The organism is Vreelandella titanicae, assembly GCF_014697095.1.
GTDB lineage: Bacteria > Pseudomonadota > Gammaproteobacteria > Pseudomonadales > Halomonadaceae > Vreelandella > Vreelandella titanicae.
Window position 1 is genome coordinate 3,501,179 of record NZ_CP059082.1, and the last position, 15,302, is coordinate 3,516,480.

The 15,302-nt window shown below is 52.3% G+C and carries 14 protein-coding genes; 13 read left to right on the top strand and 1 reads right to left on the bottom strand.

The features are described 5' to 3' along the window. Positions 1-206 precede the first annotated feature (206 nt). The 7 genes from thrS (at position 207) to HZS52_RS16170 (ending at position 7,391) form a co-directional block, all read left to right on the top strand. Positions 207-2,129 carry a threonine--tRNA ligase gene (thrS, locus tag HZS52_RS16140; protein ID WP_009287796.1) on the top strand — a complete coding sequence of 641 codons (1,923 nt, stop codon included), beginning with the start codon at positions 207-209 and terminating at the stop codon, positions 2,127-2,129. A gap of 60 nt (positions 2,130-2,189) precedes the next feature. Next, entirely contained in the window at positions 2,190-2,681 is a 492-nt protein-coding gene (gene infC / locus HZS52_RS16145) for a translation initiation factor IF-3 (RefSeq protein WP_009287797.1), read from the top strand. Between the two features lie 82 nt (positions 2,682-2,763). Continuing rightward, the gene (rpmI, locus tag HZS52_RS16150; protein WP_027959586.1) at positions 2,764-2,958 is read left to right on the top strand and encodes a 50S ribosomal protein L35; all 195 of its coding nucleotides are present in this window, start codon (positions 2,764-2,766) and stop codon (positions 2,956-2,958) included. 64 nt (positions 2,959-3,022) lie between these two features. Further along, positions 3,023-3,376: a 50S ribosomal protein L20 gene (gene rplT, locus HZS52_RS16155; RefSeq protein ID WP_007114344.1), complete on the top strand. Its 354-nt coding sequence runs from the start codon at positions 3,023-3,025 to the stop codon at positions 3,374-3,376. 159 nt (positions 3,377-3,535) lie between these two features. Then, a complete protein-coding gene (pheS, locus tag HZS52_RS16160) occupies positions 3,536-4,555 on the top strand; it encodes a phenylalanine--tRNA ligase subunit alpha (protein ID WP_022523299.1) in 1,020 nt (339 codons plus the stop codon). Positions 4,556-4,581: 26 nt separating this feature from the next. After that, positions 4,582-6,963: a phenylalanine--tRNA ligase subunit beta gene (pheT, locus tag HZS52_RS16165; protein WP_039859814.1), complete on the top strand. Its 2,382-nt coding sequence runs from the start codon at positions 4,582-4,584 to the stop codon at positions 6,961-6,963. Positions 6,964-7,091: 128 nt separating this feature from the next. After that, the gene (locus HZS52_RS16170; RefSeq protein ID WP_022523301.1) at positions 7,092-7,391 is read left to right on the top strand and encodes an integration host factor subunit alpha; all 300 of its coding nucleotides are present in this window, start codon (positions 7,092-7,094) and stop codon (positions 7,389-7,391) included. Positions 7,392-7,560: 169 nt separating this feature from the next. On the opposite strand, the gene HZS52_RS16175 is transcribed toward HZS52_RS16170, so the two are convergent. Further along, on the bottom strand, positions 7,561-7,773 hold the full coding sequence (locus HZS52_RS16175; RefSeq protein ID WP_022523302.1) for a DUF2788 domain-containing protein: 213 nt from the start codon (positions 7,771-7,773) through the stop codon (positions 7,561-7,563). 142 nt (positions 7,774-7,915) lie between these two features. On the opposite strand from HZS52_RS16175, the gene HZS52_RS16180 reads away from it, so the two are divergent. The 6 genes from HZS52_RS16180 (at position 7,916) to lon (ending at position 15,117) form a co-directional block, all read left to right on the top strand. Further along, on the top strand, positions 7,916-8,380 hold the full coding sequence (locus HZS52_RS16180; protein ID WP_022523303.1) for a flavodoxin: 465 nt from the start codon (positions 7,916-7,918) through the stop codon (positions 8,378-8,380). Between the two features lie 3 nt (positions 8,381-8,383). Further along, positions 8,384-8,761: a hypothetical protein gene (locus tag HZS52_RS16185; protein ID WP_022523304.1), complete on the top strand. Its 378-nt coding sequence runs from the start codon at positions 8,384-8,386 to the stop codon at positions 8,759-8,761. 260 nt (positions 8,762-9,021) lie between these two features. Then, positions 9,022-10,374, top strand: coding sequence for a trigger factor (tig, locus tag HZS52_RS16190; RefSeq protein ID WP_022523305.1), 1,353 nt, complete (start codon positions 9,022-9,024; stop codon positions 10,372-10,374). A gap of 69 nt (positions 10,375-10,443) precedes the next feature. Further along, positions 10,444-11,061: an ATP-dependent Clp endopeptidase proteolytic subunit ClpP gene (gene clpP, locus HZS52_RS16195; RefSeq protein ID WP_009287800.1), complete on the top strand. Its 618-nt coding sequence runs from the start codon at positions 10,444-10,446 to the stop codon at positions 11,059-11,061. Between the two features lie 74 nt (positions 11,062-11,135). Further along, positions 11,136-12,416, top strand: coding sequence for an ATP-dependent Clp protease ATP-binding subunit ClpX (gene clpX, locus HZS52_RS16200; RefSeq protein ID WP_022523306.1), 1,281 nt, complete (start codon positions 11,136-11,138; stop codon positions 12,414-12,416). A 289-nt stretch (positions 12,417-12,705) separates the two neighbouring features. After that, positions 12,706-15,117 carry an endopeptidase La gene (gene lon / locus HZS52_RS16205; protein ID WP_190373157.1) on the top strand — a complete coding sequence of 804 codons (2,412 nt, stop codon included), beginning with the start codon at positions 12,706-12,708 and terminating at the stop codon, positions 15,115-15,117. The last annotated feature ends 185 nt before the right edge of the window (positions 15,118-15,302 follow it).

The following is a 15,302-nucleotide window of genomic DNA, read 5'->3' on the forward strand; positions in this document are numbered from 1 at the left end:
GAGGTTTGCGGTTTGGTTATAAAGTGCTAGCGGCAATCCACAGGTAAAGAAACGGGAGGCTTATGCCTCCCGTTTTTATTTTAAGCGGTCGGCAAGTCTGCTAGTCTTGCTGCTGTTTTATGTTGGTACATTTACACCTCTCCCAAGACCATTGATAGCGATATGTGATCCTTGGTATGGATCACCACTGCGCTCAAGGAATCTGAATGCCTATTGTTACTCTGCCTGACGGCAGTCAAAAGACGTTTGAAGCACCGCTAACCATTATGCAGCTCGCAGAATCCATTGGCCCTGGTTTGGCTAAGGCCTGTATCGCTGGAAAGATCGATGGTGTGCTGGTAGATGCCGCTGACCTGATCGAGCAAGACGCAACGGTGGCGATAATTACTGCCCGTGACGCTGAAGGGCTGGAAATTATTCGCCACTCCTGCGCTCACCTCATTGGTCATGCGGTTAAGCAGATGTACCCCGAGGCCAAAATGGCCATCGGGCCAGTTATTGAAGATGGTTTCTACTACGATATTGAGTTTGGTCAATCTGTCACACCGGAAGACCTGGAAGCCATCGAAGCGCGTATGCAGTCACTGATAGAGCGTGAGTACGATGTGGTACGCGAGTATGTTGATCGTGACCAGGCAATGCTGACTTTTTTACACCGCGATGAACCTTATAAGCAGGAAATTGTTCGCGATATTCCCGATGACGCGACCATCCGGCTTTATCATCACGAAGAATACACCGATATGTGCCGCGGGCCTCATGTGCCAAATACCCGCCACTTAAAAGCCTTTAAGTTGACCAAGTTGGCCGGTGCTTATTGGCGCGGTGACGCTGCAAATACTATGTTGACGCGTATCTACGGCACCGCGTGGGGTGATAAAAAACAGCTGAAGGCTTACGTCAAACGTCTCGAAGAGGCGGAGAAACGCGATCACCGTAAGTTGGCGCGTCGGTTGGATCTCTTCCACATGCAGGAAGAGGCGCCGGGGATGATATTCTGGCATCCAAACGGCTGGGCGCTATGGCAGCAGATCGAACAATATATGCGGGGCGTCTATAAAGAGGGTGGTTATCAAGAAATACGCTGTCCTCAGATTATGGACGTATCGCTTTGGAAAAAATCAGGGCACTGGGATAACTACGCGGACGGCATGTTCTTTACTGAATCCGAAAAGCGTGAGTATGCTCTTAAGCCGATGAACTGCCCTGGACATGTTCAGGTGTTTAATTCTGGTTTGCGTAGCTATCGCGAATTGCCCGTTCGTTTTGGTGAGTTTGGTGGATGCCACCGTAACGAGCCTTCAGGTGCTTTACACGGCATTATGCGTGTGCGGGCATTTACGCAAGATGATGGCCATGTTTTCTGTACTGAAGCTCAAGTTGAGCCTGAAGTGACTGATTTTCATCGCCAAGCGCTAAAGGTGTATAGTGATTTCGGCTTTGAAGATATAGCTATTAAAATTGCTCTTCGCCCGGAAAAGCGCATTGGAAGTGATGAGGTTTGGGATCGGGCAGAAGATGCGCTGCGTAGCGCATTGAAAACTTGTGGCGTCGAGTGGCAGGAACTTCCTGGCGAAGGCGCGTTCTACGGCCCCAAGATTGAATATCATATGAAAGACTGTCTGGGGCGTGAATGGCAGGTCGGCACTATGCAGGTCGATTTTATGATGCCAGAGCGGCTTGGGGCTCAGTATGTGACTGAAGAAGGTCAGCGTAAGTCGCCGGTAATGCTGCATCGTGCTATTGTAGGCTCCATGGAGCGCTTCATTGGCATCTTGATTGAACATTATGCGGGCGCTATGCCATTATGGCTTGCGCCTCAGCAGGCGGTTGTCATGACTATCACCGATTCGCAGCGTGAATATGCGCTTGAATTGGAGAAACGTCTGCAAAAAAGTGGCTTGCGTGTTAAAGCGGACTTGAGGAACGAGAAGATCGGCTTTAAAATCCGTGAGCATACATTACAGAAAGTTCCCTATCTCCTTGTGGTGGGAGATAAGGAAGTCGAAGCTGACTCAGTGGCCGTGCGAACACGCAGCGGCGAAAACCTCGGTACAATGACGGTCGATGAATTTATTGAACGCCATACTGCCGAGAGAGCAGCCCTGGCGACATCGTCAATGGCCTAAGGAGACGGAACGATCAAGAGAAGCAACCAGCGCGGGCGTCCAGCAGACAAACGCCCACCAATGAACGAGCGAATTGTCGAAGAAGAAGTACGCCTTATTGGTAGCGACGGTGAGCAGTTGGGCGTTGTGCCCACCACCGAAGCGCTAGAGCGTGCTGAATCTGAAAGCTTAGATCTCGTGCAAATTTCGAATGCCGATCCCATCGTCTGTAAGATTATGGATTACGGCAAATTCGTTTTTGAGACCAAGAAGCAGAAAGCGGCTCAAAAGAAGAAGCAGAAGCAAATCCAGGTTAAGGAAGTCAAATTCCGTCCTGGCACCGATGAAGGCGATTATCAGGTCAAGCTTAAAAACCTGACGCGCTTTTTGGAAGGTGGTGACAAGGGCAAAGTCACACTGCGCTTCCGTGGTCGTGAAATGGCGCACCAGGATATCGGCCGTAAGCTGATGGAAAGGATCGCGGCAGACCTGGAAGAGATCGGAGTGGTAGAGGCCTTTCCTAAAATGGAAGGCCGCCAGATGATCATGATTATTGCCCCGAAAAAGAAGTGATCCAACGGCGATGTCAACGGGCCACCGTTAAACCGGTGGTCGGCCCTGGGTTTTCTAAAAAATATCGAGCGGAGTTTTCCTCATGCCGAAAATCAAAAGCAACAGCGGCGCTGCCAAGCGCTTCAAGAAGACTGCTAATGGCTTTAAGCACAAGCAGTCTCACCGTAGCCACATCTTGACCAAGAAATCGACCAAGCGTAAGCGTCAATTGCGTGGAATGAAGCAGATCCACGCGTCTGATAAAGCGCTCATCCAGCGTATGCTGCCGAATCTATAAGTCGGGTTTTCGTTTTTCTGAGTGCACAATTTTTTTGCCTCAGCCTTAAAGTCAGGAGTGTGTTATGACTCGAGTTAAACGTGGCGTAGTAGCGCGTCGTCGCCATAAAAAAGTATTGAAGCTTGCCAAAGGTTACTACGGTGCCCGTTCACGCGTTTTCCGTGTTGCCAAGCAAGCTGTAATCAAAGCTGGTCAGTACGCTTACCGTGACCGTCGCAATCGTAAGCGCCAGTTCCGCGCGCTATGGATCCAGCGTATTAACGCTGGTGCGCGTGTTAACGGTATGTCTTACAGCCGCTTTGTTGGCGGTCTTAAGAAAGCCGGTATTGAAATCGACCGTAAAGTATTGGCCGATTTGGCAGTACACGAGAAGGCTGCATTTGCTGCCATCGTGGAAAAAGCCAAGGCTGCCCAATAAGGTAATATGCACAGGGCTTGTGCCCGTGTTACGTGCCTGAGGTCATTTCAGAGTGACCCATCCAGGGGAAGAGCAGCCGCTCTTCCCCTGTTTTTTTGTCACCTTCAACGTGCCACGCCATCTTCACGGATGGACACCGCTTAATTCGGAGTGAAACGGATGGATCACCTTCCTACTCTGGTATCTGAGGCTCGCGACGCCATTCAGGCTGCGCAGAGTGTCGCCGCACTAGACGAGTTACGAGTACGCTACTTAGGTAAGAAAGGTGAGGTAACTGCCTTGCTGAAGGGCCTGGGGAAGCTGTCAGCCGAAGAACGCCCGGCAGCAGGCGAGCGTATTAATCAAGCCAAGCAAACGCTGGCCGACGAAATTGATGCTAAGCGCGAACAGCTTGAAAGTGAGGCGCTGAATGCCCGTTTGGCCGCTGAAAGTATCGATGTCACATTGCCAGGGCGTGGTCAGGCCAGCGGTGGATTGCATCCCGTCACGCGTACGCTTGAGCGCATAGAGGGGCTGTTCACACGTATTGGTTATGACGTGGCGGTAGGGCCTGAAATTGAAGACGATTATCACAACTTCGAAGCCCTCAACATTCCCGCGCACCATCCCGCTCGCGGTATGGCTGATACCTTCTATTTTGACGCCACGCGCTTGCTGCGTACTCACACCTCGCCGGTGCAAGTGCGTACTATGAAAAGTAGTGAGCCACCTATCCGTATCGTTTGCCCGGGGCGGGTCTATCGCAGCGATTCAGATTTGACTCACACCCCCATGTTCCACCAAGTGGAGGGCTTGCTGGTCGATGAGGGGGTTAGCTTTGCCGACCTTAAAGGAACGATCGAAGACTTTCTGCAGGCATTTTTTGAGCGCGACGACCTTTCGGTGCGTTTCCGTCCATCCTACTTTCCATTCACTGAGCCCTCCGCCGAAGTGGATATTCAGTGTGTGATGTGTAGTGGATCAGGTTGTCGTGTCTGTTCCCACAGCGGCTGGCTGGAAGTGATGGGATGCGGCATGGTGCATCCTGAAGTCTTTCGTCACTCGGGTATTGATACCGAGCGCTATACCGGTTTTGCCTTCGGAATGGGGGCTGAGCGTTTGGCAATGCTGCGCTACGGCGTGAATGATTTACGCCTGTTCTTTGAAAACGATCTGCGTTTTTTACGTCAATTCGCTTAAGACCGCCGCCGAATACAGGATCAACGATGAAATTTTCAGAACAGTGGCTGCGTGAGTGGGTTTCGCCGCAGCTTGAAACGCAGGCAATGGCCGACCAAATCACCATGGCGGGCTTGGAAGTCGACGCTATTGAGCCGGTAGCCGCCGCATTCAGCGGTGTAGTGGTGGCTGAGGTGCTGAGTAAAGAGAAGCACCCTGACGCGGATAAGCTCAATGTGTGCACCGTTGATGACGGTAGTGGCGAGCCTGTGCAGGTTGTCTGCGGTGCACCCAATGTTGATGTTGGTCAGAAAATCCCCTTTGCCCAGGTGGGTGGCGTGCTGCCAGGTGATTTTAAAATCAAAAAAGCCAAGCTACGCGGCGTTGAATCGCGCGGGATGATTTGTTCTGCATCGGAGCTGGGGCTTGAAGAAGAGACCTCGCCCGGCATCCTGGTGCTGTCGTCATCTGCGCCGGTGGGGGGCGATTTCAGAGAGTTCATGCATCTTAATGACATGACGATTGAGGTCGATCTGACGCCCAACCGGGGAGACTGCCTGAGTATTAAGGGGATGGCGCGAGAGGTCGGCGTGCTTAACCGTTTGCCGGTTAACGGGCCCGTAATCGCACCGGTGGCCGCGGAGGTTGAGGATAGCTTCGCGGTGAGCGTAGAGGCACCAGAGCAGTGCCCGCGCTATATTGGTCGCGTAATCAAGGGCGTTAATGTTAAGGCTGAAACACCGCTGTGGATGGTAGAACGTCTTCGCCGCAGTGGCGTGCGCTCGATTGACCCAGTGGTGGATATTACCAACTACGTCATGCTGGAATTGGGCCAGCCGATGCACGCCTTTGACCGCCACAACCTGCAAGAGGGCATAGTGGTTCGCATGGCCAAGCCGGGCGAACGGCTAACACTGCTTGATGGTAGTGATATGGCGCTGCGCCCCGAAACGTTGATCATTGCCGACAGCTCAGGCCCGCTAGCCATGGCAGGTGTGATGGGTGGGGAAAACTCCGGCGTTAATGAAAATACCCAGACTATTTTCCTTGAATCAGCGTTCTTCACTCCGCTTGCCATTGCGGGGCAGGCGCGCTCCTACGGGCTACACACAGATGCATCGCACCGTTTTGAGCGCGGCGTCGATCCGCAATTGACACCAGTTGCCGTTGAGCGCGCCACACAGCTTTTGATTGATATCTGCGGCGGCCAAGCAGGGCCTCTTGTTGAAGCGCAAAGTGCTGAGCGTATGCCTGCTGAGCGCGCTATTTTCTTGCGCAGTGAACGGTTAGAAAAAGCGCTTTCCAAGGCTCTCGATAGTGATGATGTAACTGATATCTTGCAACGCCTAGGGCTTGAAGTCAGCGTGCAGGATGCCGGCTGGGCAGTCACTGCGCCGAGTTGGCGTTTTGATCTGGCCATCGAAGAGGATCTCATCGAAGAAGTAGCGCGTATCCATGGCTACAATAATTTGCCGGTGCGCCGGCCGGCGGCACGCTTGGCGCTCCGTTCAGCAGACGAGGCAACGCTTACCCAGGCACGGCTGCGCCGCCAGATGGTTGCCCGCGGCTTCCAAGAGGCGATTACCTACAGCTTTGTGGCTCCTGAGCTGCAAGCGACCATGCTGCCCGATGCTGTAAGCCCCGCACTAGCTAACCCTATCTCGGCTGATTTGTCGGTGATGCGTGCTAGTTTGTTTCCCGGCTTGGTGCGCGCCATGGAGTATAATCTTAACCGTCAGCAAACCCGCGTGCGGCTGTTTGAAACCGGGCTGGTTTTCAACGGCGAACTGGATGAGTTGTCACAAGTCCCGATGCTTGGTGCTCTGGTCTGTGGTGCGCGGGAAGCAGAGGGCTGGAGTGATGCGAAAGGGCGGGTGGATTTCTACGATCTAAAGGGCGATTTGGAGAGTGTCCTGGCCTTGGGCGGTGACGCTGACGCATGGCGCTTTGAGCCTGCAGAGCACCCGGCCCTTCATCCGGGGCAGTGTGCGCAGCTGCTGCATCGTGGAGAGCCTGCGGGTTGGATCGGTACCCTGCACCCTCAGGTGCGCGCAACGCTTGGCTTGAAGATGGATGCGGTGCTCTTCGAAGTGCGTCTGGATGCGCTTAGCCAAGGCCGTATTCCTGCCTTTGAACCGTTATCACGCTTTCCTGAGGTGCGCCGTGATTTGGCGTTTATACTCAAAGAGGCGACTCCTGTGCAGGCGCTGTTGGATTGCGCCAAGCAGCAAGCAGGTGAGTATCTGCAAGATATCAAGCTATTTGACGTCTATTCAGGTAAAGGTGTGGCCGAAGAGCACAAGAGTATTGCTTTGGGCTTGACCTGGCAGCATCCATCGCGCACGCTAAACGACGAGGAAATCAATCAGTTGGTTGATTCAATTGTGACACAAGTGCGTGTCAAGTTAGATGCTGAGCTGCGCGGCTAATTAAGTAGCTATGTGAGTGCCTGGGCTACGCCACGATGCTTATCACGTTCTTGGCAATGCGTTTGCTACTGTACGTTTGGTACAGAGCGTTTGTTGCTGTGTTTGCTTCAAGGATAAGGAGAAGCCTTATGGGTGCGTTGACCAAAGCAGAGCTAGCCGAACATTTGCATGCAGAGCTAGCCCTGTCCAAACGAGAAGCGAAGGCTATGGTCGAAGCTTTTTTTGAAGAGATTAGAGCCTGCCTTCGTGAGAACGAACAGGTAAAACTATCGGGTTTTGGTAACTTTGATCTGCGAGATAAGCGCGAGCGACCAGGGCGTAACCCCAAAACCGGTGAAGAAATTCCCATTTCTGCTCGAAGAGTCGTGACGTTTCGCCCAGGGCAAAAGCTTAAGCAGCAGGTTGAACACTATGAAGGCGGTGAATAGTCTTTTGGTTTGAGAAATGCTGGTACTCTCAGTTCAGTAGCTGCTCTCGTGTCATGCAAGACTCCCCTTCATAAAAAAGGAGTGCCTTCGGGCGCTCCTTTTCTCTTTTATGATGGGCGTTGTTGTGATGAGTATAGTGATAAGCGCGCCTGTGGAGTGATGGCTTTTGCTACCCCTGCATGCCGCCACCTTCGATTAGCCAGGTAATCACCACCTTAATGACGTAACCAAGCATGCCTGCGCCGAGCACCACAAACAGCATGATGGTACCAAATTTGCCTGCGTTCGATTTTTTGGCCAAATCCCAGATAATAAAACACATAAATATGATCAGGCCGCTAATCATTAGCGGGGTGATCCAAGCCTCGAAGGTTTGCTGCATAGCCACTCCTGTGCGCTGCGTGTGGGTCACCCGTTTGGGCGATGTGTCTCATTCTAACCAGCCATGTTAATATTTGAGCAAATTCATCAGGTATTTGTCGACTTGACGGTTGGCACTGTGACACTTTGACAGGGGAGTGACGATGCCGAAGCTAAATATTTTGGTGGGTACCATGTATGGCGGTGCCCTTGATGTGGCAGAGCAGGTGAAACCCCTATTTGAACAGGCCGGTTACGCTGTGGAGATTATTGAACAGCCATCTGTTGATGATATTGTCAGCGGTGACGCCGATTTGGCGCTTTTTTGTGTATCGACCACTGGTAGTGGTGATTTTCCCGGCAGCTTTGTGCCCTTTGTCCGGCAGTTGCGTGACCAAAGTCCTGCGCTTACCACACTTCGCTACGGACTCATTGCACTCGGTGATAGCTCGTATGGTGATACATTTTGTGGCGCTGGCCGCGCGCTTGATGAGCTGCTGGCGGATCATGGCGCGACGCGTTTAGGGGAGCGCCTAGAGATCGATGCCATGGAGACCTTTATGGCCGACGATGCTGCTGTGCCCTGGGTGGAAGAGTGGATCGTTGCCCAGCAATTAGAGGTGGCTTGAGCGATGCAGCGAGCCCCCACCTCGCCTGAGCGCATCAGCGTTGCGCTGGGCTTATGTGTCGTTATGCTGGCAACTTTGCCGCGCTACATGGCGGGAGGGCATGAAACCCGCCAGACGCTGATTATCTTCGCCTTAGCGCTGGTGGCTTTTGCGGCTATTGTTCAGTGGCGCTTACTGGCCGTGGAGGCGCGTCGTCGTCTGCCACAACTATGTAAACGGTTAGTCGTTATGCTGCTGCTGGGAATGGTGGTGATGGGTGGCTGGCATGCGCTGTTTACGGACTGGATCAGTTGGCAGGTATTCATTTCTCATGGTGCTACGCTTGGGGTGCTTCTTCATGCGCTGAGCTTATGGTGGTCGGGTGAGCGTCATGCAGGTTAGCTTTTTTTGCGGTAGTGATTGAAAAAGTCGCTGCAAGACGCACAAAGCAGTAGAATGGTAAAAATTACGCAACGTGGGGCGAATAATGAAGCTAAACACGCCTTAAAGTGGTTAATTGCTCGCTTATTGCCTTGTTTTTAAAATCACTGCCCCCATGTTGCGAGCATGGCGCTTGCCACTATGCGTTGGGGTTCTTAAAATTGCCCCCTTGAACTTATTATATGCAATCAACACAACGCCCAGCCGTTAGAGGACAATTCATGCAAGTTTCTGTCGAGACGACCTCCCAGATCGAACGCCGCATTACCATTCAAGTGCCGGCGGCCGAAATTGACGGGGCCGTTAGCGCTCGCTTGAAAGACACTGCGAAGAACGTTCGCTTGAATGGTTTTCGCCAAGGCCGGGTGCCAATGGCAGTAGTCCAGCAGCGCTACGGCCAAGACGTACGTAACGAGGTTGTCAGCGAAGTAATGCGTGAGCGTTATGTGCGCGCTATTACCGAAGAAGGGTTGAACCCTGCTGGCTTCCCGCAAATTGAGCCATCGGTCAATGAGTCTGGTAAAGACCTAGAGTTCGTTGCGGTTATGGAGATCTACCCGCAGGTTGAGCTTAACTCTATCGAAGGTACAGAGATTGAGCGCCCGGTGGTTTCGGTGAGTGATGCGGATGTCGATGAGATGATCGATACGCTGCGTAAGCAAAATGCAGCCTGGGAAGAAGTGGACGCTGCTGCAGCTGACGGCGATCAGGTCACTATTGACTTCCAGGGTTATATTGGTGATGAGCCGTTTGAAGGCGGTAGCGCCGAAGGCCACACGCTGGTCATTGGTTCCAATAGCTTTATTCCTGGTTTTGAAGAGCAGTTAATTGGCGCCAAAGCGGGCGAAGAGAAGACCCTTAACGTCACCTTCCCTGAGGATTACCAGGCCGAGCATTTAGCCGGTAAAGAAGCCACCTTCAAGGTAACCGTACATAAGGTCAGCAGCCAGAAGTTGCCCGAAGTAGACGCTGAGTTTATCGAGCGTTTTGGCGTTGAAGGCGGCGATCAGGAAAAATTCCGCGCTGAAATCAAGAAGAACATGACCCGTGAAGCGTCGCAAGCCGTTGATAACCGGGTTAAGCAGCAAGTGCTCGATGCGCTGAAAAAGGTTAACGAAATTCCTGTGCCTAGCGCGCTCGTTCAACAAGAGACTGACGGCATGAAGCGCCAAGCGGCGCAGCAGTTTGGTCTAGGCGAAGATTTTGATGTCAGCCAGTTGCCCAACGAACTGTTTGAAGAGCAGGCCAAAGGCCGCGTTCAGGTCGGCTTGTTGCTGGCTGAAGTAATCAAAGCTAACGAACTCGATGCTGACGATGATGCTATCAAAGCAAAAGTGACCGAGCTTGCTGAGCAGTACCAAGATCCTGATGAGGTGGTTAGCTACTACATGGGTAACGAGCAGATGAAAACCCAAGTAAAATCTGCCATTCTCGAAGAGAAAGCGGTAGCTAAGCTGCTCGAACAAACGAACATTAAAGACGTTGAAATGTCTTATCAGCAAGCCCTTGCCGCTGCGCAACAGCAGGCAGAGCAAGATGAGGGTGCTGAAGAGGGCGAGCAAGCGAGCGCCTAACACCCTGGAACGCGGCGCACCTAATATGTCGGTGCGCCTTTCCCTTCCCGGACGCAAGGAATCACCTGAATGAGTGAGTTTGATATTCAAAACGCCGGCGGTTTAGTGCCCATGGTGGTTGAGCAGAGCGCCAAAGGGGAAAGAGCCTACGACATTTACTCACGCCTGTTAAAAGAGCGTGTGATCTTTTTGGTAGGCCCTGTAGAAGACTACATGGCTAATTTGGTTGTTGCCCAACTGCTGTTCCTGGAATCGGAAAACCCCGATAAAGATATTCACCTGTATATTAACTCGCCAGGTGGATCGGTCACTGCGGGTATGTCGATTTATGACACTATGCAGTTTGTGAAACCAGATGTCTCTACGGTGTGTATTGGTCAGGCGGCCAGCATGGGTGCGCTGTTATTGACAGCGGGTGCTGCTGGCAAGCGTTATTGCCTTCCCAACTCACGCGTCATGATTCACCAGCCGCTGGGTGGTTACCAAGGCCAAGCGTCTGACATTGAAATTCATACCCGTGAGATTCTGGGTATTCGCGAGAAACTGAACCAAATTCTTGCCCACCACACGGGTCAGGAAATTGAAGCTGTCTCACGTGATACTGATCGGGATAATTTCATGAGCGCCAATCAAGCCAAAGAGTATGGCCTGATTGATGCAGTGCTGGATAAGCGGCCTACATCCTGATAGCGTGATAGGATTCTGCTTTTCTAACGAGCTTTTCCGGCGGCGAAAGCCGCCGCAGTGATAGAGGTATGCGAATGGCCGACGGCAAAGGCAAAGACGAAGGTGGCAAACTGCTCTACTGCTCGTTTTGCGGCAAAAACCAAAACGAAGTACGTAAGCTGATTGCGGGCCCATCCGTCTATATCTGCGATGAGTGTGTCGACTTGTGTAATGACATCATTCGCGAGGAAGTTCTCGAAGCCGATGCCGAGAGCGATGAGGAGCGTTTACCTACGCCACGCGAAATACGTCATACGCTTGATGACTACGTTATCGGACAGGATCGCGCCAAGATGGTGCTTTCCGTAGCGGTATATAACCACTACAAGCGTTTGAAAACAGATGTACGCGACGGCGATGTAGAGCTAGGTAAATCAAACATTCTGCTGATTGGCCCCACCGGTAGCGGTAAAACGCTGCTTGCGGAAACCATGGCACGGTTACTGAATGTACCTTTTACCATTGCGGATGCAACCACGCTGACGGAAGCCGGCTATGTCGGTGAAGATGTCGAAAACATCATCCAGAAGCTGTTGCAGAAGTGCGACTACGACGTCGAGAAAGCCGAGCGTGGCATTGTTTACATCGATGAAATCGACAAGATTTCACGCAAGTCGGATAACCCTTCTATTACCCGTGATGTCTCGGGTGAAGGCGTTCAGCAAGCACTGCTGAAGCTTATTGAAGGTACGACGGCTTCCGTGCCGCCTCAAGGCGGACGCAAACACCCCCAGCAGGAGTTTGTCCAAGTCAATACGGGCAACATTCTGTTTATCGTAGGCGGTGCTTTTGCAGGGCTGGATAAAGTTATCCGTGACCGTGCTGAGAAAGGCGGCATCGGCTTCAATGCGGCGGTGAAAAGCAAAGAGTCTTCCCGTGGGGTGGGTGAACTGCTGGCCGACGTAGAGCCTGATGATCTGGTTAAATTTGGCTTGATTCCAGAGTTTGTGGGTCGTTTGCCCATCATCGCAACACTGATGGAGCTCACTGAAGACGCCCTGGTGCAGATTCTTACAGAACCGAAGAATTCGCTAGTTAAGCAGTACGCCAAGCTGTTTGAAATGGAAGATGTAACGCTAGAGTTCAGAGATGAAGCGTTACGTGCAGTGGCTGAAAAAGCCATGGAGCGTAAGACAGGTGCTCGCGGACTGCGCTCTATTCTAGAGTCGGTACTGTTGGATACCATGTACGAAATTCCTTCGCTTGAAGGTGTTAGCAAGGTCGTCATCGACGGATCTGTGATAGCCGGAGAAAGCGAACCTCTGTTGATCTACTCTCAGCAGGAAGATGCACGTGTCGACGGCACTGATGGTTAGTGGCTAGTCGAGTATCGCGGCCCAGCTTCAACCGCTTGCGCTAAATCAAGGGGTCGCCAAGGCGACCCCTTGTTGTTGTAGATGTTCTAGGGCTCTGCTGTAGAGAGCCCTTATAAAGCGTGTTGTGAAGCCTGGTTATCTAGCGAGAGAGTTATAAAGCCTAATTCGTGAAGTGTTACTGCCTAGCCTATTCAATGCTAACGTCTAAACGCCAGCATTTTGAAAAGTGTGCAGTACTTTTCTAAGTACTCTTTTAAGTACTCATCCGATTTGTCGAGGAACGTCTGCGATGCAGCAGAACGCCGAACAGACACAATGTCTACCCCTTTTGCCATTGCGCGATGTGGTTGTTTATCCGCAAATGGTCATCCCCCTTTTTGTAGGTCGTGAAAAGTCTATCCAGGCGCTCGAAGCGGCGATGGAGGCTGATAAACGTGTGCTACTGGTGGCTCAGCGTGAAGCGTCTCAAGATGAGCCTGACAATGCGGATCTTTACGCTATGGGCACCGTGGCCGATATCATGCAACTGCTTAAGTTGCCTGATGGCACGGTCAAGGTACTCATTGAGGGGAATTTCCGAGCGGATGTTCTCAATGTCGAAGAGAATGCCGCAGGCTACACCCAGGCGTATTTAACGCCCCGAGAGAGTGAACCGCTGACCAGTCGTGAGCAGGAAGCACTGGTACGCGTGTTGCTCAATCAGTTCGAGCAGTACGTCAAACTCTCCAAAAAAGTCCCCAACGAAGTGCTTAATTCGCTGTCGGGGATTGAAGATCCAAGCCGCTTGGTGGACACCATTTGTGCCCACCTGTCGCTTAAAATTGGCGACAAGCAAGAGCTGCTTGAGATGGATCGGGTGCGCGATCGTATTGAGCACCTGATGGCGCTGATCGAATCTGAAATCGACCTACTGCAAGTAGAGAAGCGCATCCGCTCGCGGGTCAAAGAGCAGATGGAGAAGACTCAGCGCGAGTACTACCTCAATGAGCAGATGAAAGCTATCCAGAAAGAGATGGGTGAGCTGGATAATGTGCCCAACGAGGCTGAGAAGTATGAGCTGGCGATTAAAGAGTCCGGTATGCCGAAAGAGGCGTCCGAGAAAGCGACTCAAGAGCTCAATAAGCTTAAAATGATGGCCTCAAACTCCGCTGAAGCGACCGTAGTGCGCTCCTACCTGGATTGGTTAGTCGCTGTTCCATGGAAAAAGCGTACCCGGGTAAAGCATGATCTCGTCAGAGCGCAGCAGGTGCTCGATGAAGATCATTACGGCCTGGAGGAGGTTAAGGCGCGCATCCTGGAATATCTTGCCGTACAGAAGCGCGTGCGCAAGATGAAAGGCCCAGTGCTATGTCTCGTTGGGCCGCCCGGGGTGGGCAAGACCTCGCTTGGCCAGTCCATTGCCCGTGCCACCAATCGCAAATATGTGCGTTTGGCCCTGGGTGGGGTACGCGATGAGTCGGAAATTCGCGGCCATCGGCGCACCTATATTGGTTCATTGCCAGGCAAGTTGATGCAGCGGATGAGCAGAGCAGGGGTTAAAAACCCGTTATTTCTTTTGGATGAGGTCGACAAACTGGGCATGGATCATCGCGGTGACCCTGCCTCTGCGCTGCTCGAAGTGCTTGATCCTGAGCAGAACAACAGCTTTAGCGATCACTATCTGGAGCTTGACTACGATCTCTCCGAGACGCTGTTCATCTGTACCGCTAACTCGATGAATATCCCCAGCGCCTTGCTTGACCGTATGGAGATTATTCGTCTGCCGGGTTACACCGAAGATGAGAAGCTGGCGATCGCTAAGCGCTACTTATTGCCTAAGCAACTAGCCGCGAACGGTTTAAAAGGCGATGAGTTAACGCTCGAAGACAGCGCGCTTTTAGAGCTTATTCGCTACTATACCCGCGAAGCGGGTGTGCGTGAGCTGGAGCGGCAGATTGCCAAAGTGTCGCGGAAGGTACTGCGTGAGCGGCTTGAGAAAGAGCGTGACCCGCAAGCCGCCCAAACAGGGCAGAGCTTAACGGCTGAGCAAATTGAGCACTACGCGGGCGTACGTCGCTATAGTTACGGTTTGGCAGAGCAAGACGACCAGATCGGCCGAGTGACAGGCCTTGCCTGGACATCGGTGGGCGGCGAGTTACTCAACATCGAGTCTGTCGTGACGCCGGGTAAAGGGCGAATTAACAAGACCGGTTCACTTGGCGATGTAATGAAAGAGTCGGTGAGTGCCGCTCATACGGTAGTGCGCGCCAGGGCAGAAGCGTATGGCATTGACCCCGAACGGTTCGAAAAAGAGGACCTGCATATCCACGTTCCTGAAGGGGCAACACCTAAAGATGGGCCCAGTGCAGGTATTGCCATGGTGACGGCGATTGTTTCCGCATACACCCAGCGTGCGGTACGCTGCGACGTGGCAATGACCGGTGAAGTCAATCTGCGCGGTGAGGTATTACCGATAGGCGGATTGAAGGAGAAATTGCTGGCAGCCCGCCGCGGTGGTATAAAGACAGTGCTAATTCCTGAGGAAAACCGCCGTGATCTCAAGGAAGTACCTGACAATATCAAAGGTGCATTGGATATTCGTCCGGTACGTTGGATAGATGATGTCTTAGCCGTAGCGCTAGCTGATAAGGTAGAAGACGGTGCGCCATTGAAAAGTACCGAAGCATCGTTTAGTAATACCGTTGTTGCTAGTACCCATTAAGCTGTTAAAGTCCTCGCTGGTCTTTAATTTTACTTAATATGTGCCCGCTGCTTTGGGTAGCGGGTATCTCGCGGCATGGTTGCTTGACAGATGTTTCAAGGCATTGCTATAAAACGCAGCTATGCTTTGATCGCCGTATCCATCGGTGACCATGCCGTTCAGAGCCATTTTTTGAAACAGTCAAG

Excerpts from the sequence above, each read along its gene's own strand:
- thrS (WP_009287796.1), top strand. The coding sequence starts at position 207 with ATGCCTATTGTTACTCTGCCTGACGGCAGTCAAAAGACGTTTGAAGCA.
- infC (WP_009287797.1), top strand. The coding sequence starts at position 2,190 with ATGAACGAGCGAATTGTCGAAGAAGAAGTACGCCTTATTGGTAGCGAC.
- rpmI (WP_027959586.1), top strand. The coding sequence starts at position 2,764 with ATGCCGAAAATCAAAAGCAACAGCGGCGCTGCCAAGCGCTTCAAGAAG.
- rplT (WP_007114344.1), top strand. The coding sequence starts at position 3,023 with ATGACTCGAGTTAAACGTGGCGTAGTAGCGCGTCGTCGCCATAAAAAA.
- pheS (WP_022523299.1), top strand. The coding sequence starts at position 3,536 with ATGGATCACCTTCCTACTCTGGTATCTGAGGCTCGCGACGCCATTCAG.
- pheT (WP_039859814.1), top strand. The coding sequence starts at position 4,582 with ATGAAATTTTCAGAACAGTGGCTGCGTGAGTGGGTTTCGCCGCAGCTT.
- HZS52_RS16170 (WP_022523301.1), top strand. The coding sequence starts at position 7,092 with ATGGGTGCGTTGACCAAAGCAGAGCTAGCCGAACATTTGCATGCAGAG.
- HZS52_RS16175 (WP_022523302.1), bottom strand. The coding sequence starts at position 7,773 with ATGCAGCAAACCTTCGAGGCTTGGATCACCCCGCTAATGATTAGCGGC.
- HZS52_RS16180 (WP_022523303.1), top strand. The coding sequence starts at position 7,916 with ATGCCGAAGCTAAATATTTTGGTGGGTACCATGTATGGCGGTGCCCTT.
- HZS52_RS16185 (WP_022523304.1), top strand. The coding sequence starts at position 8,384 with ATGCAGCGAGCCCCCACCTCGCCTGAGCGCATCAGCGTTGCGCTGGGC.
- tig (WP_022523305.1), top strand. The coding sequence starts at position 9,022 with ATGCAAGTTTCTGTCGAGACGACCTCCCAGATCGAACGCCGCATTACC.
- clpP (WP_009287800.1), top strand. The coding sequence starts at position 10,444 with ATGAGTGAGTTTGATATTCAAAACGCCGGCGGTTTAGTGCCCATGGTG.
- clpX (WP_022523306.1), top strand. The coding sequence starts at position 11,136 with ATGGCCGACGGCAAAGGCAAAGACGAAGGTGGCAAACTGCTCTACTGC.
- lon (WP_190373157.1), top strand. The coding sequence starts at position 12,706 with ATGCAGCAGAACGCCGAACAGACACAATGTCTACCCCTTTTGCCATTG.